This window comes from Quyinboa mangrovi (assembly GCF_042219825.1).
Classification (GTDB): domain Bacteria; phylum Bacteroidota; class Bacteroidia; order Bacteroidales; family UBA5342; genus JBHJHP01.
On the sequence record NZ_JBHJHQ010000004.1, the window covers coordinates 88,395 to 107,938 of the forward strand.

The 19,544-nt window shown below is 38.8% G+C and carries 19 protein-coding genes; 12 read left to right on the plus strand and 7 right to left on the minus strand.

What is annotated here, in order from left to right; translation table 11 throughout:
- Nucleotides 1–24: 24 nt before the first annotated feature.
- The 5 genes from ACE1ET_RS09175 to ACE1ET_RS09195 form a co-directional block, all read right to left on the minus strand.
- The gene (locus ACE1ET_RS09175) at nt 25–399 is read right to left on the minus strand and encodes an HYC_CC_PP family protein (protein ID WP_375728094.1); all 375 of its coding nucleotides are present in this window, start codon (nt 397–399) and stop codon (nt 25–27) included.
- 76 nt (nt 400–475) lie between these two features.
- A complete protein-coding gene (locus tag ACE1ET_RS09180; protein ID WP_375728095.1) occupies nt 476–1,246 on the minus strand; it encodes a patatin-like phospholipase family protein in 771 nt (256 codons plus the stop codon).
- A 4-nt stretch (nt 1,247–1,250) separates the two neighbouring features.
- On the minus strand, nt 1,251–3,476 hold the full coding sequence (locus tag ACE1ET_RS09185) for a TonB-dependent receptor (protein ID WP_375728096.1): 2,226 nt from the start codon (nt 3,474–3,476) through the stop codon (nt 1,251–1,253).
- A 4-nt stretch (nt 3,477–3,480) separates the two neighbouring features.
- Entirely contained in the window at nt 3,481–4,866 is a 1,386-nt protein-coding gene (locus tag ACE1ET_RS09190) for a PQQ-dependent sugar dehydrogenase (protein WP_375728097.1), read from the minus strand.
- Between the two features lie 153 nt (nt 4,867–5,019).
- Nucleotides 5,020–6,036, minus strand: a complete 1,017-nt coding sequence (locus ACE1ET_RS09195) for a sugar ABC transporter substrate-binding protein (RefSeq protein WP_375728098.1) — start codon at nt 6,034–6,036, stop codon at nt 5,020–5,022.
- A 261-nt stretch (nt 6,037–6,297) separates the two neighbouring features.
- Between ACE1ET_RS09195 and ACE1ET_RS09200 the strand changes: the two genes are divergently transcribed.
- The 7 genes from ACE1ET_RS09200 (at nt 6,298) to ACE1ET_RS09230 (ending at nt 11,941) form a co-directional block, all read left to right on the plus strand.
- Nucleotides 6,298–6,900: a TetR/AcrR family transcriptional regulator gene (locus ACE1ET_RS09200; protein WP_375728099.1), complete on the plus strand. Its 603-nt coding sequence runs from the start codon at nt 6,298–6,300 to the stop codon at nt 6,898–6,900.
- A gap of 48 nt (nt 6,901–6,948) precedes the next feature.
- Complete coding sequence (locus tag ACE1ET_RS09205) at nt 6,949–7,872, plus strand: ABC transporter ATP-binding protein (RefSeq protein ID WP_375728100.1); 924 nt, start codon at nt 6,949–6,951, stop codon at nt 7,870–7,872.
- A complete protein-coding gene (locus ACE1ET_RS09210) occupies nt 7,869–8,651 on the plus strand; it encodes an ABC transporter permease (protein ID WP_375728101.1) in 783 nt (260 codons plus the stop codon). Before ACE1ET_RS09205 ends, ACE1ET_RS09210 begins: the two co-directional genes overlap by 4 nt.
- Before the next feature lie 381 nt (nt 8,652–9,032).
- On the plus strand, nt 9,033–9,971 hold the full coding sequence (locus ACE1ET_RS09215) for a hypothetical protein (RefSeq protein WP_375728102.1): 939 nt from the start codon (nt 9,033–9,035) through the stop codon (nt 9,969–9,971).
- A gap of 207 nt (nt 9,972–10,178) precedes the next feature.
- A complete protein-coding gene (locus ACE1ET_RS09220; protein ID WP_375728103.1) occupies nt 10,179–10,559 on the plus strand; it encodes a hypothetical protein in 381 nt (126 codons plus the stop codon).
- 334 nt (nt 10,560–10,893) lie between these two features.
- The gene (locus tag ACE1ET_RS09225; RefSeq protein ID WP_375728104.1) at nt 10,894–11,286 is read left to right on the plus strand and encodes a hypothetical protein; all 393 of its coding nucleotides are present in this window, start codon (nt 10,894–10,896) and stop codon (nt 11,284–11,286) included.
- 160 nt (nt 11,287–11,446) lie between these two features.
- Nucleotides 11,447–11,941, plus strand: a complete 495-nt coding sequence (locus tag ACE1ET_RS09230) for a hypothetical protein (protein WP_375728105.1) — start codon at nt 11,447–11,449, stop codon at nt 11,939–11,941.
- 263 nt (nt 11,942–12,204) lie between these two features.
- On the opposite strand, the gene frr is transcribed toward ACE1ET_RS09230, so the two are convergent.
- Together frr and pyrH are read right to left on the minus strand one after the other, a co-directional pair.
- On the minus strand, nt 12,205–12,768 hold the full coding sequence (gene frr, locus ACE1ET_RS09235; protein ID WP_375728106.1) for a ribosome recycling factor: 564 nt from the start codon (nt 12,766–12,768) through the stop codon (nt 12,205–12,207).
- Between the two features lie 47 nt (nt 12,769–12,815).
- On the minus strand, nt 12,816–13,529 hold the full coding sequence (gene pyrH / locus ACE1ET_RS09240; protein ID WP_375728107.1) for a UMP kinase: 714 nt from the start codon (nt 13,527–13,529) through the stop codon (nt 12,816–12,818).
- 435 nt (nt 13,530–13,964) lie between these two features.
- On the opposite strand from pyrH, the gene ACE1ET_RS09245 reads away from it, so the two are divergent.
- The 5 genes from ACE1ET_RS09245 to ACE1ET_RS09265 all read left to right on the plus strand — a co-directional run bounded on the left by ACE1ET_RS09245 (nt 13,965) and on the right by ACE1ET_RS09265 (nt 19,532).
- Nucleotides 13,965–15,272, plus strand: a complete 1,308-nt coding sequence (locus ACE1ET_RS09245; protein WP_375728108.1) for an acetyl-CoA hydrolase/transferase family protein — start codon at nt 13,965–13,967, stop codon at nt 15,270–15,272.
- A gap of 235 nt (nt 15,273–15,507) precedes the next feature.
- The gene (locus ACE1ET_RS09250; protein ID WP_375728109.1) at nt 15,508–17,019 is read left to right on the plus strand and encodes a GH3 auxin-responsive promoter family protein; all 1,512 of its coding nucleotides are present in this window, start codon (nt 15,508–15,510) and stop codon (nt 17,017–17,019) included.
- Between the two features lie 65 nt (nt 17,020–17,084).
- Complete coding sequence (locus ACE1ET_RS09255; RefSeq protein ID WP_375728110.1) at nt 17,085–17,699, plus strand: deoxynucleoside kinase; 615 nt, start codon at nt 17,085–17,087, stop codon at nt 17,697–17,699.
- 9 nt (nt 17,700–17,708) lie between these two features.
- A complete protein-coding gene (argB, locus tag ACE1ET_RS09260) occupies nt 17,709–18,476 on the plus strand; it encodes an acetylglutamate kinase (protein WP_375728111.1) in 768 nt (255 codons plus the stop codon).
- 3 nt (nt 18,477–18,479) lie between these two features.
- On the plus strand, nt 18,480–19,532 hold the full coding sequence (locus tag ACE1ET_RS09265; protein ID WP_375728112.1) for a M20 family metallo-hydrolase: 1,053 nt from the start codon (nt 18,480–18,482) through the stop codon (nt 19,530–19,532).
- Nucleotides 19,533–19,544: the final 12 nt, after the last annotated feature.

Genomic DNA, 19,544 nt, shown 5'->3' on the forward strand with positions numbered 1-19,544 from the left:
AACACTGAAAAACAATTTGGTAAATCAAATTAGGAAAGTTTGTATTTTGGAAAGCCTGGATATTGTTGTTACCGGTGGTGGTCCGGTGCTAAGTTCTGTAAAATGTTGATTTTCAACGCCTGTTGTAGCTTCAGTTATATCGATAACAGCGTTCAGATAAAGTTGAATAACTGTTACAGGAAGTGAAGCTAATACATCTGCACCCATAAAGGTATCGGTAACCTTATATGATGCAACTTCATCCTTGCATGAGTTACATCCTGTATCACAACATTTATCTGCATGATGGTTTACTGAAACATCAACCAAATGGTTGTGGCAATAGTGTTTTGATATGGTAACGCCAGTTGTGGCTACCATAAGAATTAAACTTACTGTTATGTTCAGTATTAATCGCATACACTTAAAACGTGATACAAAGGTAAATGTTTATTCATTATCAGATACTTAAATAATCTAAAAAATGCTACAAAAATTATAGGATTGGAATTTTAAGGTCTTTAAGTTTTTCAATGCCAGCCCGATAACCCAGGTTGAAAAGTTTGTCCGGTTCCTTGATCTGTAATATGTCGTACTGGTTCAGTTCGCTCGGTTCAATGATTACGTCACAGGCTTTTTTACTTTCCCGCGTGTTCGATTCCACGCTTAAATGAAATGTCCGGACGGCAACCTGGAACAGGTTTTCTATTTTTTGTTTATTAATATGAGGTTCAAGGTTGACCGCAATAATTCTTTTGCAATCGTCTTTTATGGGTTCTACCGGGAGATTGTCATATAAGCCGCCATCCACATACATCGTACCATTCATTTTCACCGGTTCAAAAATTATCGGGATACTGGATGATGCCATCACCAGTTTATAAATGGAACCGGAATTGAAATACTCAACTTTACCATCAGTTATGTTCGATACGGCTATCCAGAAATCGATCGGAAGATCCTCAATGTTTTCCTGACTGATCTCTTTTTGTAACAATTCAGCCAGCCCGGTCAGCTTAAACAGCCCTGTTTTAGGAACTACAATTTTTGAGTATTTCAGGAATCCCCATTTTTTTATAAGTTCATACACATGTTCCGGATCAAGACCGGCAGCTAAAAAGGACCCGGCTATTGAGCCCGCACTGACCCCGGAAATAACATCCGGTTTCAAACCGAGTTCATACATGGCTTTTGCAACACCCAGATGGGCGATCCCTCTGGCACCACCGCCTCCCAATACCAGGCCGACTTTGTATTTTTCGAACATAAATCTAAAATGTTAAACGAATACCTGCCTGCATATTTCTGGGTTCACCAGGATAATAATAACGTGGTTCACTGCCATTAAACGATGGTGCATTCACCAGTATCATAGATGCAAAACGGGTATCTAATATGTTGTTTACGTGTCCAAATATACTAATTTTCAGACTTATTTGCTGGTAGAGCAAACAGGATATTTGGGCATTTATTAGCGAAAATCCGGCAGCTTTTCCTGAGTTACTGTCGTTAAGATATTGTGTCCCTGATATGAACCAGTTTGAGCTTAGGGTCAAACGCTGCTTGTATGAAATTTTAAGTTTATTATCAGAAGTAAATCCGGGAATCCCCGGTAATTTATATCCCGAATAATCCACATTGTCATCGGTAAAACTTGTAAAGTAATGATCGGATAAAGATAAACTACCGGTATAACTTATGCCAAAACCATCTTTCTGATCCACTATCTTCTGATGAAGCAAAAGTTCTATTCCCTGATGTTCCGTTTTACCCGCATTCACGGCATAAAACACATCCTCGGTTTCACGTTTGATCACTAACAGATTATTCATATACATTTTATACACGGTAAGCTCTGCATAAGTTAAACCGCGAAATAAATTCATGCGCAGACCGGCTTCTATATTGTAGCCCTGTTCCGGTTTAAGATTTGGATTAACCGTTCCTTCAGGGAGCAATGTTTCTTCCAGAGAAGGATGTGAAAATCCGTGCCCTGCAGAGAGATAGAATGAAATATCTTCAGATGCGGTATATGTCCATCCTATTTTGGGAGATAAAATTGGTTTATACGTATAATTTCCACTGACATCCATGTTGTCCTGAACGTAATTGTCTGTCAAACTGTAATTCAGAATATTCAGATTCAATCCGGCATCAGCTTTTAAATCTGATAAAATATCATACGAAGCATAGGAGAAGAAATTAATGTATTGCCTGACTTCGTTATTTGAATTTTTTAGTCCGTTTCGTTCTCCTTCATTCGTAAAAAAGAGGTTGTAGCCATATTTTTCTCCATAATATTCTGTGCCAAGCAACGCTTTAAACTTATTATTTTCATAGATGAGACGCTCCCTGAATCCCCAGAATACAGATTTATCACTTAAAATATCAAACGGACGTGATTCATACTGATTAAAAGTGCCGCCATATGCACTGGCTTTATTTGTCCAGTTCTTACGTATATTCGTTGTTGCTGATATCCCGCCAAGAAGTTTATGGTACTTTTCGTAACCTTTTACTGCCAGCCAGTTTGAAGCCGCTGTTTCAGGATGGTTTTTGTAATCTTCATACGAAAGGGAACTTGGAATCTGTGCATTGAGTTTAGTGTAAATCATATGCAGCAAAAGATGCGTTTTGCCGCTGTGGAAATTTGAATTCAGAAAAATATTGTGTCGTCTGTACTTATTATTCTCTCTAAAACCGCCAGAGGTGAGGTTACTGTAATTAACCATTGTATTAAAAGCACCTTTGGAATAGCCTGCTGTTGCACTGTGCCGAAAGGTGTTAAAGGACGCGGCTGATGATTGCAGGGTAAGACCGTTGTATCTGTTATTCTCAGGCAGAATCCGGATGACTCCCCCCAGACCGGAACCGTAGATTGCCGATGAAGGCCCTTTCAGTATTTCTATTCTGCTAATACCACTCAGATCCATATCTTCGATAACAGAAACACCATCACCGTTTGTAAGCGGGATATCACCGAAATAAGCTTTGATCCGGTTTGTGGCGTAAGGCGTTCTGGAACCGATGCCACGAATCGTGATCCTGTTGGTATTTAAAGTTCCCTGCTGCACATAAATTCCCGGCACCTGATTAAGCAGACTGACCGATGATAAGTCCGACTGTTTTTCAATGGTACTAACCGGGATCATAAAGTTGCTGCCGGAACTTTGTTTAAGCGGATCATTAAAAGGTGTGATACTTATCCTGACTTCAGGCAGGAAAGCAGGTTCAGCAGATAACGATATAACCAGGTTAGAAGCATTATTCCGTATAGCTACAATCTTATCCTGATAACCAATAAGACTTATTTTCAGTGTATCAGTGGAATTGCTTAAGGTAAAATAACCGTCCTGGTTTGTGGCAGCATGCTGTGAACCGGAACTTACAATTGCACCTTCCAGCGGTTGTTGTGTATCTTCATCAATGACCAGACCACTAATCTGTGCACTTATGATAAATGGAAAAAAGCTTAACAGCGAGAGTAAAACTTTCATTATATCAGTCTACTGGTACAAGTCTAAGAACTCCTATTCCTTCTACCGAAACATAAATCAGATTGTCTGGTCCCATTTTAACATCTCTGACGCGTCCAATGTCTTCAATCAATTTCTCCTGATGAATCACTTTATCGTTATTAAGCACAACCCGAACCAGATGTCTGAAGCGCAAAGAACCGATTAGAATATTTCCTTTCCAGTTAGGGTAGTTAGTCCCTTCCACAAAATCCATTCCGCTAGGGGCAATTGATGGATCATAATAAATTACAGGTTGTTCCATACCAGCTTTTGCAGTATCTTCTGTAATAATTGTACCATTGTAGTTTATTCCAAAGGTTATTTCAGGCCAGCCGTAATTTGCACCCCTTTTCTCAATATTAATCTCATCACCACCCCGTGGACCATGTTCATGCGACCATATTTCGCCACTTTCAGGGTGCATTGCCAGTCCCTGTTGGTTGCGATGCCCGAAATTATATATGGTCTTATCCGCACCTTCAACATTATAAAACGGATTATCAATTGGAACAGAACCATCATCATTTATCCTGTGCAACTTACCATTTGAATTCCCAAGTAGTTGAGCATTTTCCTTGTGGCCTCTTTCACCTATCGTAAAATAGAGATAGCCATTTCTATCAAATTCAATTCGGCTGCCGAAATGTTGCCCCCTTCGCGTAGCAGGATGTCCTGCATACAGTTCTTCAATGTTTGTAAGCTTATTGCCGTCCAGTTTAGCTCTTATTAGTGCCGTGTTCCCTCCATCTTTATCAGGATTTATAGCCGGTTTGGAATATGTGATATAAATCCAGCCGGTATTTTCATAATTAGGGTGAAGTTCAATATCCAGCAAACCACCCTGTCCAAATACAAATACAGGTGGAAGGCCTTCAATTGTGATCAACTCATTATTGGCAAAACGGTACAACGTTCCTGATCGTTCCGTTATTAACATATTACCATCAGGTAACCATGTCATTCCCCATACTACACTAAGACCTGAAATAACGGTATCAACGTAAAAATTCTGAACCTCTGAACTGATGATCATTTTATCTGAGGTTAGGATTTTATCATTATCGTTATTTTTTTCAAGAAGGTAATTAACCATGGCATCTATTTCATCATCTGAAAATGCAGCTTCAAACGAAGGCATGCCCATTTCCTCGCGTCCATATTTTACAGAATAAAACACTTCTTCATGTTCTTTCCCGTAGATCCATTCTTTATTAACAAATTTTTCTTTAGCTGGACCATGGCAGCCCATACAGTAATTGTTATAATTATCTTCAGCTTTTTTTACCGCCTTTATATCGGAAAAGCATGATAAAAGTGGAAATATCCCTGTAAATAAAAAAAGATGGCGAAATAAGTATGATCCGTTCATATATAATTATTGTTTTTTTTAAAACATTGATATATTGAATTGGTTCACTAATAACCTGTTGATTAATAAATAAAAAGCCCTCCTGAATACATCAGGAAGGCTAAAATAACTAAGCTGTATTAATAAGAGAATTGCTGTTAAGTAAAGCAAATATTATTCTTCATCGCCAAAGACTTCTTTTCGGTCAAGGTATCCATCCGCAATCACAGTCATTCTGATGTTTCCCTTATGCACCTGGATCATCGATGGAAGTAACAATGCCGGCACCATGGTTGCCCCGTTATTCATGGTGACATAAGAATTTGGTACCGGTTCATCTTTTGCCATTAACATGGCTATATTGGCAGTGGAATTTGCCAACGATTCAATGTATTTGTAAACTGTCATGGTTTGTTTTCCTTCTGCAATTCGTTTGCAGGCATCTGCCTGTGCATCCTGTCCTGACAAGAGCACTGTTTTACACAGATTATGTTCTTCCAATGCGCGTGATGCACCATTTGCGATTTCATCACTCGAAGCAACGATGGCATTTAGTTCTTTTCCCTGATTCAGGTAGTTGTTGATGATTTCGTAGGCATTGTCTGCATTCCAGTCGGCCACAAATTTATCCAGAACTACCGTAATGTCACCTTTTGTGATCAGAGGTTGAAGAATATTCATTTGTCCCAGTTTAAGTAACTGGGAGTTGTTGTCATTTGGTGATCCGCCTAGTATGGCATACTTCCCGGTTGGTTTGATCCGGGTTAAATAATCCGCCTGAAGTTCACCAACCTTGATGTTGTCGAAGGAAACATAAAAGTCGAGATCGCAGTTCTTGATGATCCTGTCGTAGGCAATAACTTTAAGATCCGGATACTGTTGCTTGGCTTCATTAACAATTACACCACAGGTTTCACTGTTTACAGGTGCAATAATGAGCACATCGATATTACTTTTTAATAAGTCCTCAATTTGTTCTGCCTGCACAGTTTCGTCATTCTGAGCTTCTTTAACCAGTACTTTGGCACCTGCATAATCCAATCGTTCAGTCATCAGATCCAGGTCTTTTTGCCACCGTTCCTGGTTAGGTCCTAAACTAATGCCTATTACCACATCTTTTTTCTGGGAACAACCCGCAAGAAGCATAACAGACATACTGAAAATAATAATTTTACGTAGAGTAGTTTTCATACTTAATCTGTTTTGTTACTATCCCGAAATGTTAGTGTAATAAATTTATGAAAAACAAGTGGTTAATATGAAATATGAAAAGTAGTTCTTGGACATGTTTTTAAGGTGTATTCCATACATTTAACCCATTACATTTAGGTTGTATGTTAGTTGGTGAATACGCAAATAGAGGCTGAAGATATTTAAGTATGAATATTTTTGGTTTATGTTTTGATAATTGAGAATAATAGTCATATTTTTGACAAACCAAACGGTCGGTTTATGCAGGACACCAGGACATACATTCTTAAAACATCATTGATACTTTTCCTTCAGAAAAGCTTTAAAGATGTGACAATGAATGAGATTGTACAGAAAACAGGATTGTCTAAAGGTGCCTTTTATCATTATTTTAAAAGCAAGGATGATCTGTATAAGGAGATTGTATCCATGTTTTTTAATTTTGGATCAGTTGATTATAACGCATTTGATCAAAATTCTCTGCTTGGTTTTTTAAAAAGCTATATCCGGAATATTGATGTATCGTTTAAAAAGATATATGAATTTACCGGAAGCAATGAAAATGATGATGTAAACCTGAACTTTATGATGATTATGTTCGAAGCCGTTAAGAAATTTCCTGAATTTCTTAAAATGGAGTCCGAGCAGTATGAGAAAAGTATGGCGGCGTGGGTCCCGGTAATTGATAAGGCTAAGGAAAGTGGTGAGATTAAATCGGAAACGTCATCTCAACAGGTAGCGGATACCTTCCTGTACCTTACTGACGGGGTTTTCATCAGATTTATTAACAGCAATAAATTTGAAAGTTATTCTAAAGCTTTAGAAGAGGCATTTAATGCGGTGTATGAAAATATGAAAGCGTAAAAAATTTTATAAGATAACAGACCGAACGTTCGGTATAAATATACAGGTATGGAAAGTATAATTCAAACCGCTTCTCTTGCAAAACATTATAAAGATGTGGTAGCTGTATCAGAATTGGATCTGGATATAAAAAAGGGAGAGATTTACGGCTTTCTTGGTTTAAACGGGGCTGGAAAAACAACTACGATCCGAATGCTGCTGGGATTAATTAGTCCTTCTTCGGGAAGCGTGTATTTAAAAGGCCAAAGAATGCATCCCGGGTATGCCGAAGGTTTAAGGTTAACCGGCAGTCTGGTGGAGATGCCACATGCGTATCCGAATCTTTCGGTCAGAGAGAATCTGGAGATTATTAGAAGACTGCGATTCATAAAAGACAGAAAGGCAGTAGATACTATATTGAAATTACTGGAACTGGAAAAATATGCCAACCGGAAAGTTAAGAATCTTTCTTTAGGCAATGCGCAGCGTTTGGGACTGGCAAAGGCACTGATTCATCAACCGGAAATACTGATCCTGGATGAACCGGTCAACGGGCTGGACCCGGAAGGTATTCATGATATTCGGGAAATGCTGAAGACTCTGGCAGCGGATCGTGGTGTAACCATCTTTATTTCAAGTCATATCCTGGGCGAAATTTCTTTAATGGCTAAGCGGATAGGAATTATTCACGAAGCAAGGCTGATCAGTGAATTCAAAACATCTGAACTGAACCGGTTGTGCGAAAAATATATGAAGGTTCAGACGGCAGATAATGCGCTTGCGGTAAAAATTCTGAAAAATAGCGGCATTCAAAAGTGTAAGGTTGCTGATGAAAGTATAAAAATAGAAGATCAAGGCGCCCTGAAATCACCATCTGATATTGCTGTATTGCTGGTAAATGAGGGGTTGCCACCATCTTTGTTAAAAGTGGAAGAGGAGAACCTGGAATCTTATTTTCTAAGAACCATTAATGCAAAAGGAGGTCCGCAATGAAACAGTTTAAAGCAGTTTTTATTACAGAATGGTTGAAACTCCGACATGCCAATTTATTTTGGATCACCATCTGTTTTTTCATTTTCATTCCATGCATGATGGGTTTTATGATGTACCTGAGTCAGCATCCTGAGATTATTGCCAAAATGGGAATTGTAGGTGCCAAGGCTAAATTCTTTGAGGATAATTCGTGGCAGGGGTATTTTGATATTTTAAACCAGTCCGTGGCGGCCATAGGCCTGATCGGTTTCGGTTTTGTGATTTCATGGGTGTTTGGCAGGGAGTTCACGGAAAAAACAATAACCGATGTCATGGTGATGCCGGTCAACAGGGCATTGGTTGTGATGTCGAAGTTTCTGGTTGCCATGCTATGGAACCTGTTGCTGATTATCGTGTTCTTTGCGGCATCCATTTTAATCGGACAATGGATGAATCTGCCGGGATGGTCGGCACATCTATTTAATTCAGCACTTATAAAATTTACAATTACCGCATTGTTGACCTTAATAGTCACAACACCGGTGGCATTTATTGCTGTTGCCGGAAGAGGCATCATTTTACCTATAGCCTTCGTCATTCTGGTACTTATTCTGTCTCAGTTTCTGGCAATGGCAGGCTTCGGACCGTATTTCCCGTGGGCCATTCCGGGTGTATTTACCGTGTCTGATCCGGCTCAGGGGATGGCGCTGGTTAATACAAGCTATGTTATTTTGATCCTAACCTTTGCGCTGGGAATTACCGGAACTGTTTTGTGGTGGCGTTATGCAGACCAGAAGTAAATATTTTGTTCGGCGCGAATATTTATATATCCTTTGAGCCTGTTTGATAAATGTAATTGAATTATTATTTTTGGGTATGAGTGACGTAGCTGAAAGCTACGCCTAACATATGGGACATTTACCCAACCAGTAAGGAATCCGAATAATTCTAACAGTAATGGTTTTCAAATAGATGATGTACAGGCTGCTCAAAAAGTCTTTAAATTTACTGCTGATAATTCAACAACACAAAGTGGACATCCTATTGAATTTGGATTAGTGACTTTTAAGGAAGGGAATAATGATCAAGCTGTTGTATTAACTGACTAAGAACCGGGATGATTCTTCACACTTAATAAGGAACTTTGAGAAATAAATTTAAACTTATATTATTTGCACAGGATGAAAAATAATATTGTTTTATATATATTCTTCATAGTAATTAATTTTGGCTGTACTCATAAAAGTATTGAGTTTAATTCAAAATCTCGTACGACAACGTACTCTTATAAAAAACTGTTTGATAAATCTCCGTATTTAATCCAAGAAATAGATAGTGTAGGGGAAATAGTTAGTCAAGTAAATTATGTTGATGATGAACTTTATTCTTCCTTTGTGTTAGACTCAATAACAGGTGATAGTATTTATAATACCTATTATAAGAATGGAGAATTTTGTTATACTGAAGTTTATAATCAAAGTGATACCACAATTTTTTTTCCGTATAAGAACAAAAAACTCTATGGTATTGCTAAATACTACCTAAAGGGAGAATTGGTACAGCGAATTCTATTTTATAATGACAGGGAGCTTGCATATGATTTAAATATTCCCATAGATAAGGATGATGTTTTATTTTTTGTTCTAAAGGATATTTCTAATACAAAGAAAGATTCAGTTATCGAAATTGTAAATGAAAGCCTTAAAACTTATGTATATCAATATAGTAGTTCCAATACGAAACATGAAATATATTCGATTGGGGCATATTTTATTGATAATCATAATAACATAGTTGATTCAATAAGTGACTATATTAATTTAGTAACTCCAGACAGCTTATCATTAAATAGTGCTTTAACCGTTAAGATTATGGGGCGAAAGATGTTTAAGAATTCTATAATTAACGTACATTTTTCGGAGATAGATTCTTTTTGTATAGATTCTTTGGGTAAGTATAAAATAAATTCTAAACTGAATGTTTTAGATTCTGTTTTAATCCCTTTAAAAAATATCGATGTCGGACATCACTTTTTGATTGGAGTTGTTGAGATTTTGAATACGGATTCAACGTTATTACAAAACTTTTATGTTTATAATGATTTTTACGTGGCAAAGTGACAACTTTCTAATGAGTGATTAATTAATTATTTTGTATTTAGATAATAGCTTCTGTGTATTCGGCGTTTTGTTAGGATTTTAGTTTCAGAGTTACATTTGGAGATTAGCCTATAGTTACAGATGATAGTATAGGAGTTACAACTCAAGATGACAATCCGGAATATGGTGGTGTAATTGCATCTAATGCTCAGGTGAAGGTTTCGACATATGGTTAGTGAAAGATCATGCCGCATTTGGAGTACAAGTTATTATATTTCAAGATGTTCCATCAGTAAAAGAAGGTACTTCTCATCGTTATCCTGTGGAAATGTATCAGTAGTCTCAAATCCGGTGGCATTTATTGCTGTTGCCGGAAGAGGCATCATTTTACCTATAGCCTTCGTCATTCTGGTACTTATTCTGTCTCAGTTTCTGGCAATGGCAGGCTTCGGACCGTATTTCCCGTGGGCCATTCCGGGTGTATTTACCGTGTCTGATCCGGCTCAGGGGATGGCGCTGGTTAATACAAGCTATGTTATTTTGATCCTAACCTTTGCGCTGGGAATTACCGGAACTGTTTTGTGGTGGCGTTATGCAGACCAGAAGTAAATATTTTGTTCGGCGCGAATATTTATATATCCTTTGAGCCTGTTTGATAAATGTAATTGAATTATTATTTTTGGGTATGAGTGATGTAGCTGAAATCTACGCCTAACATTGGGATATGGTGCAATAATTGTAGTTTTTAGAGATAAAGTGTTTGGATTTAGACCATGTAGGTCTTGTACCTGTAAATAAAGCATCCCCTATAATTACTTTAAAAGAAGCATATCCAAATGGGAGTGTTAGTGGACATCCGGATACACTTTTAAATCAAGTAGTAGATTTGAAGCAAATTCCAGTGAGTGTTAGAAATGGATCGTTCTAATTAATATAATACCAGATGAGTAGAAAAATAATTTCAACGATTGTTATTTTATCATTGACCATGTTTGGGAGATGTTCAATGTTAAAAATAAATATCAAGGAGTTGAGTCCTGTAGGTGAATACAATTATCATCAAAAAGGATTATACTCCGCTACTTTAAAGATTAATCCGGATAATACATTTGTGTACGAAAAGGTAGAAGCAGAATTACATTCTGTTTGCAAAGGAAATTGGAAAATTGTATCAGATAATGAATTGTTATTAAACTGTAAGAATACAAGGAGTTATCAAAATCCCATAGATAGCAGTTTTTTTCCACCTTTTAATATGATGGATGAAAAAATTATTTTCCTGAATAAGAATAAGATTAAGCACAATAAAATAATATTAAAAAGGATATTTGAATAACTAAATCCCTTGTTTGCATAGAGCATTTCGCTACGGCGTTCATTCTTCTGTTTATTAATTCTATATCTGTGTTTTCTAAGATTGGCTGGCGTTGATAATTATACCTTATCCTGAACATAATCGATCGCAGCAGAGTTCTATATGCAATTCACCGTTGGTTTTGGAAGAATTAGACAAACAATATTTACGCTGGGTGCAGATGGTGCAGTGGGAAGCATTTTCGTTGTACTGGATGTCGAACCTGATCCTGTGGTTTCCCTGGAGTTTTAGTCCGCATTTGGGAATGATACTGATGCTCACATCAGGAACGTTTATCTGGACGTGGGGCAGTTTCCATGCCTTAAGAAGATTCCCGGGAGAACTGTTGTACAAGGCAGCACTGATTGTGGCCATTCTGTTTGTCTCCATATCAGTGTTTATGAATTATATCTTTTTTGATGTGATCCGGAATGGCGCTGAAGATCTTTATCAACCAACTACGTATTATGGTTATGCTTTTGTTGCAGCCGTTCCGTTTCTCGAAGTTCTTATTCTTAAAAACCGCTTACAACTTAAAAAACTCGTCCTTAAAAAAGGATTGATTCTATATGGTGCGCCTGGCATCATAAGCATTATACTTTTGGCACTCATTATCCTTCTGGATATTAAGCTATGATCTTGATCGTAATAAAATTTTTAAAAAGTTACAGATAAATATCTGTGCCATTAAGGATTTGGTATAGCGTCACACTAAATGGTTAAATAAAACCTAAGTTGGCGCGGATATTTATCTCTAGCGTTCGGCGTATGGCTCTGGCCTACTCCGAACTATATGTAGAAGTTGTATTTTAACCTGGTGCAGATGAATATCTGCACTAACAAAGGATATTAAGATTTGATCGTGGACTAAACAAAAAAGCGGCAATTGCCGCTTTTTTATTATACTGTTAAAACTTCTTTTTCTTTCTTTTCAACCAGGGCATCAACCTCTTTAGAGAATTTATCTGTCAGTTTTTGAACCTGAGCTTCCGAGTCTTTTTCAATATCTTCAGAAAGGCCGTCTTTAACCAGTTTTTTCAAATGGTCGTTGGCATCACGTCTTGAATTACGAATACTGATTTTGGCTTCCTCACCAACATGTTTCACCTGCTTTACCAAATCACGGCGTCTTTCTTCAGTCAACGGAGGAATGCCGATACGGATCATTTCACCGTTATTATCCGGGTTAAATCCGAGATTGGCCACCATAATGGCTTTTTCAATGTCGTTAATCAGACTTTTTTCCCAGGGCTGAATGGCAATGGTCTTGGCATCGGGGGTGGAAATATTGGAAACCTGACTCAGCGGTGTCATTACACCGTAGTATTCTACCATGACTGAATCTACCAGCCTGGTATCGGCTTTTCCGGCACGAATATGAACCAGTTCCTGATCCAGATGCTTTACAGCATTTTCCATGCTTTCTTCAGCTTCCGCAATAATTAATTCTACATCGTCGTTCATGGCGATAATTTTTTTGTTTAAACAAAAATAATAAAAATTCAGAATATTCAGGGATGAACGTAGGTCCCGATATTTTCTCCCATAATGACTTTGTGCAGGTTTCCTGGTGTGTCCATATTAAAAACCACTATGGGCAAATTGTTCTCCTTACACATGGTTGTAGCCGTCAGATCCATCACCTTAAGTCCCTTGTTATAAATTTCATCATAAGAGATGGAATCGTATTTTACGGCATTGGGGTCTTTTTCGGGATCAGCCGTGTAAACTCCGTCCACACGGGTTCCTTTAAGCATTACATCTGCTTCAATTTCTATTCCTCTCAGCGATGATCCGGTATCCGTAGTAAAATACGGATTTCCTGTTCCGGCTGAATATATGGAAACATATCCATTGTTGAGGTATTCGATGGCTTTGTCCTTTGAGTAGAATTCGCCAACAGGTTCCATGCGTATGGCAGTCAGAACTTTTGAGGGAACACCTATGGCCTGTAATGCAGAATTCAGCGCCAGACTGTTGATGACTGTTGCCAGCATTCCCATCTGATCACCTTTTACTCGGTCAAAACCTTTGGCAGAACCGCTCAGTCCGCGAAAGATATTACCGCCACCAATCACAATACCAACCTGAACACCAAGGTCGTAAATTTCTTTGATCTGATTCGCATAGCTGTTAAGATGGTCCGGGTCGATACCATACTTCTGATCACCCATTAATGATTCCCCACTGAGTTTTAGCAGGACACGTTTATATTTACTGCTCATTGTTCCTTATACATTAGGTTTTTGCGGCACTAAAATACGAATAAAAGGTGGGTTCTGAAATATGGCTACAGAATGAGTGTATAAAATACATGTTTTCTAACAGTTTCTGAAAACGATTGCATCGTTGACTTTATCGGATGTTATTCTTAAATTTGGATGACTTTCTAAGGTAATTTTTTCATAGGTTAAGGTTTAGGTTTATTAAGAGAGGATAATACCTGTTATCCTCTCTTAACTTTTTTAAGTGCCTTTTATAAAAGGATTTAAGGTGTTATATTATATGCCTTGAAATAGGACGAAAATTACTGTAATTTAGTTTCATTATTCGTAAGGTTCGTATTACATTTGCAGCAATTCAGCTTAATTAGATAAAAAATTCTTTAATTAGGTAGGGATGCACCTCTTACAATCGCAAATAACAAAAATTATATATAGATGAAGACTATCAAATTTGTTTCACCGGAAGAAGCCGTAAAGGTTATAAAGACCGGAGACCGAGTTCATTTAAGTAGTGTGGCTGTTACACCTCATACGCTTATAAAACCGATGGTTGAGCGAGGAAGGAATGGCGAAATCTATGATGTTAAAATCCAGCATATTCATGTAGAAGGAGAGTTGGAATACGCCAATCCTGAATTTGAAGGAATATTCCTGGCCGAGCAGTTTTTTGTGGGTGGTAACCTAAGAAAACAGACACAGGCTGGTTATGCAGATTACATTCCGGTTTTTCTGAGTGAGACTCAAAAGCTGATCCGAGACGGTTACCTGAAAGTAAACGTTGCCATGGTGATGGTTTCTCCTCCTGATAAACACGGTTTTGTTTCGTTAGGAACATCTGTAGATGCCACAAAAGCTGCCATTGAATGTGCTGATACAGTTATTGCTGCTGTTAATCCCAATGTGCCACGTGCATGGGGTGATGCCCAGGTGCATGTAAATGATATAGATTTATTTGTTGAGGATAATATTCCGTTATATACGCACGATATGGGCGTTTTGACCGAAGTTGATACACAAATAGGTATAAATGTGGCAGAGCTTGTTGAAGACGGAGCGTGTTTACAGATGGGTATAGGAGGTATTCCAAATGCTGTGCTGGCTCAGTTGGGAAACCATAAAGACCTTGGTATTCACACCGAGATGTTTGCAGATGGCGTGTTGCCATTGGTGGAAAAGGGTGTGATAACAGGGAAGCACAAATCTATAGACCGTGGTAAAATGGTGGCATCTTTCCTGATGGGAACCCAGGCGTTATATGATTTTATTGACGATAATCCAATGGTTGCCATGATGGACGTTGCACATACAAATGGCGTTCATGTCATCCGTAAACTGGATAAAGTAACGGCTATTAACTCAGCACTGGCTATTGACCTCACCGGTCAGGTTTGTGCGGACTCTATCGGAACAAAACATTATTCCGGTGTTGGTGGTCAGATTGACTTTATCAGAGGTGCAGGGCATTCAAAAGGTGGTAAGCCGATAATTGCACTGCCTTCTGTAACGGCTAAAGGCGTTTCAAAAATCTCTCCGATTCTGTTGCCCGGTTCTGGTGTGGTGAGTACGCGTGCAAATATGCACTGGATTGTAACGGAATATGGTGCTGTTAACCTTTACGGGAAAACAATGCAGGAACGTGCCAAACTGATCATTTCCATTGCACATCCAAGTCATCGCGAATCACTTGATCGTGCAGCATTTGAACGTTTTGGCCCACACTATCACTTCGTAAGTAAAAAATAATAGAAGACGTCGTCTTTTATAACTCATAGTTATTAACCCCGGTTTTTCCGGGGTTTTTGTTTTTAAAGAATCATATTTTATTAATGTATCTACCCTGAGAAATGATCGTTTATTAAATTGGAAATAACTTGGATGTAAGTGATAAATATAAAATGCGTAACAGAAAGATCGTTATTTCATAGTTTCGTAACCCGGCGTATGAATGATTTTTCTATTTTTGTTAAAAACATAGAACATGCCCTTTATCAATTCTTTATTTTCATGGATCAATATAAAACGATTGAACCAGATCGATGAAATGCGTAAGGATCCCGTGTTTTTTCAACACGAGGAATTTAATAAACTTATTAAAAAGGGTGAGCGGACAGAATTCGGTAAAAAATACGATTTTGAATCCATTACACATATCAAAACCTTTCAGCAAAGGGTTCCTTTTCATAAATACGATGACCTGAAACCGGATATAGAACGGATGATAAAGGGAGAGGCCAATATATTATGGCCTAAGGAGGTGAAATGGTATGCCAAATCATCGGGAACAACCAGTGATAAAAGTAAATATATCCCTGTTAGTAAGGATTCTATGGAGGATTGCCATTTTAAAGCTGGTAAAGATGTATATGCTATTTACACGGATATTTACCCCGATAATAAAGTTTTTTCAGGTAAAAGTCTCACACTGGGAGGAAGTCACCAGGTAAGTCCGTTCAGTGACAGATCACAGGTGGGCGATCTTTCTGCTATATACCTGCAACATGTTCCGTTCTTTTTTGATCTGTTCAGAACGCCGGATACATCTATCGCATTACTGGATGAATTTGAAGAGAAGATCAATAAAATAGCAGAGGTCTCGGTGGAAGAAAATGTGACGAGTATTGTGGGTGTGCCATCGTGGAACCTGATCATGTTAAAACGTGTGCTTGAGGTAACCGGTAAATCAAATATACTTGAAGTATGGCCTAATTTTGAACTGTTTGTACACGGAGGCATCAACTTTGATCCTTACCGCGAACAGTTTCGACGAATCATACCGAGAGAAGATATGCGGTATATGGAGACATATAATGCATCGGAGGGGTTTTTTGCTATTCAGGATGACCTGAGTTCGCCGGATATGTTACTGATGATGGATTATGGTATTTTTTATGAATTTATACCGATGGAGGATATTGAGTCTTCCAATCCCAAGGTATATACGGTTGATGAAGTTGAAACCAATAAGAATTATGCCGTTGTTATAAGCACTAATGGTGGTCTTTGGCGTTACATCATAGGCGATACCGTTCAGTTTACATCACTTTACCCGCATAAGGTTAGGATAAGCGGCAGAACCAAACATTACATCAATGCATTCGGGGAGGAACTGATGGTGGATAATGCCGAAAAAGCGCTGAAAGAAGCCTGTCAAAAAACGGGGGCTATTATTCACGAATATACGGTAGCACCTGTGTTTATGGGAGATAAAAGCAAGGGACGGCATCAGTGGATGGTTGAGTTTGATCATGAACCGGATGATCTGAATATTTTTTCCGAAATTCTGGATCAGGCCTTACAAAAAGTAAATTCCGATTACGAAGCCAAGCGCAGGAGAAATGCAACGCTAGAACCACTCGAACTGGTTGTGTCGCGTAAAGGTCTGTTTCTGGACTGGATGAAAAAAAGAGGAAAACTGGGTGGACAAAACAAGGTACCCCGGCTGGCAAATTCACGCACCTATATGGATGAACTTATTGCCATGAACCAATAGAGAATATGGGGCATTTATTCATTGTTTTTTGCTATTTTTGATCCAATTATTCAAAACATAACGATATGCATATTGCTGTAGCCGGAAACATTGGAGCAGGAAAAACGACACTAACATCTTTACTGGCAAAACACTACGCCTGGACACCACATTATGAATCTGTAGATGAGAATCCGTATCTGGATGACTTTTATGAAGACATGAAACGCTGGTCTTTCAATCTGCAGGTGTATTTTTTGAATTCCCGTTTCGGACAAATGTTGAAAATCAGGGAAACCGGAGAAGATGTGATTCAAGATAGAACCATTTACGAAGATGCTCACATTTTTGCACCCAACCTCAGGGAAATGGGCCTGATGACCAACCGTGACTATGAGAATTATGAGTCTCTGTTCCAGTTGATGGTAAAGCTGATTCAGCCACCGGACCTGCTGATTTATCTGAAGGCCTCGGTTCCTACACTGGTAAATCAGATCCAGAAGCGGGGACGCGAATTCGAAGCATCAATCCGCCTTGATTATCTGAAAAGTCTGAACGAACGGTACGAGGAATGGATCAAAAGTTATAATTACGGAAAGCTTCTGATTATTGATGTGGACAAGACAAATTTCGCTGAAAATGCCACAGAGCTAAGGAGCGTGATCAATAAAATTGATGCCGAACTACACGGTCTGTTTTAATCATATTTCATGGAACATATTACGGTAGTTAAAGTAGGGGGGAAAGTTGTAGAGGATCGTGATTCTCTACAGAAACTGCTGGAAGGATTTTGTGCCATCAAGGGGCATAAACTGCTTGTTCATGGTGGGGGAAGACTGGCTACGACCATTGGCGATCAGCTTGGAATAGAAAGTAAATACATCAACGGTCGTCGTATTACTGACGAAGAAACATTGAAGGTCGTTACCATGGTATATGGCGGGCTGGTGAATAAAAGTATTGTTGCAAGTCTGCAGGCTTTGGGATGCAACGCTATTGGACTTACCGGTGCCGATATGAATGTGATTGAAGCCCATAAGCGTCCGGTAAAAGATATTGATTACGGCTTTGCAGGTGATATAGATAAAGTAAATGCAGGGTTATTAGCCGATCTGATCCATAAAGATGTGGTCCCTGTGATGGCTCCCCTGACACATGACCTGAACGGAGGCATGCTGAATACAAATGCAGATACCATTGCTTCGGAAGTAGCACGGGCACTGACTGAGTTTTATGACGTTTCGCTGGTATATTGTTTTGAAAAGAAAGGTGTGCTTCTGGATGAAAATGATGATGGAAGTGTCATTGGTGAACTGACGAGAGAACTCTATAAAAGGTATGTGGATGAAGGCCGTATTTCCGGCGGTATGATTCCTAAGCTGGACAATGCATATGCTTCTATTGATAAGGGTGTAAAGAAAGTCATCATCACCCGTTCTGATTTGATACATAAAAATTCCGGTACAACAATACTGTAATTTATGAATGCGGAAAAAGCCATCGAGATCTTAAAAAAACTGATTTCCATTCAGTCTTTTAGCCGAAATGAAAAAGAGGCAGCTGATTGCCTGCAGAAAGAGATTGAAGATCTGGGATATAAAGTGGACCGGCAGGATAATAACCTTGTAGTAAGATCGCATCACTGGAATGATACGAAACCGGTTCTGCTGTTTAATTCACACATTGATACGGTAAAACCGTCGGACAAGTGGGAGAGAGATCCGTTTACACCGCAGTTGGAGGACGGGATATTATATGGTTTGGGATCCAATGACGCAGGCGCAAGTGTCGTTTCGTTACTGGCTTCATTCATGATTCTGGATCAAAAGGAGCAGCCTTATAATTTAATTTATGTGGCATCGGTGGAGGAGGAAATTTCCGGATTGAACGGTATAGCCAGCCTGATAGAATACCTGCCACAAATAGATTTTGCTGTAGTAGGTGAACCGACCCAAATGCACATGGCCACTGCTGAAAAAGGACTGATGGTGCTTGACTGTACAGCGCTGGGGAAATCGGGGCATGCGGCAAGAAACGAAGGAATTAACGCAATTTACGAGGCTATACCTGATATTCAATGGTTCAAAACCCATAAGTTTGATCGTGTGTCTGAGTTACTGGGAGAAGTAAAAATGACAGTGACACAAATTGAAGCCGGACGACAACATAATGTTGTACCTGACAAATGTACATTTGTGGTCGATATACGGTCTAATGAACTTTACAACAACGAAGAACTGCATGAGATTATTCAGAGCCATGTAAAGTGTGAGGTCATTCCACGGTCGTACAGGTTAAATTCTTCTGCCACCCCGATGGATCATCCGGTTGTTTTAAAGGGACAGAAAATGGGACGTGAAACCTATGGAAGTCCAACCACGTCAGACCAGGCCGTATTGCCTTTTTTTTCGGTAAAAATGGGCCCCGGAGATTCTGCCCGTTCGCACACTTCTGATGAGTATATCGTTCTGAATGAGATTCGTGAAGGGGTAAAGATCTACTGTGAATTATTCGATGGGTTAGCTATTTGTTAATAATTTAACTGT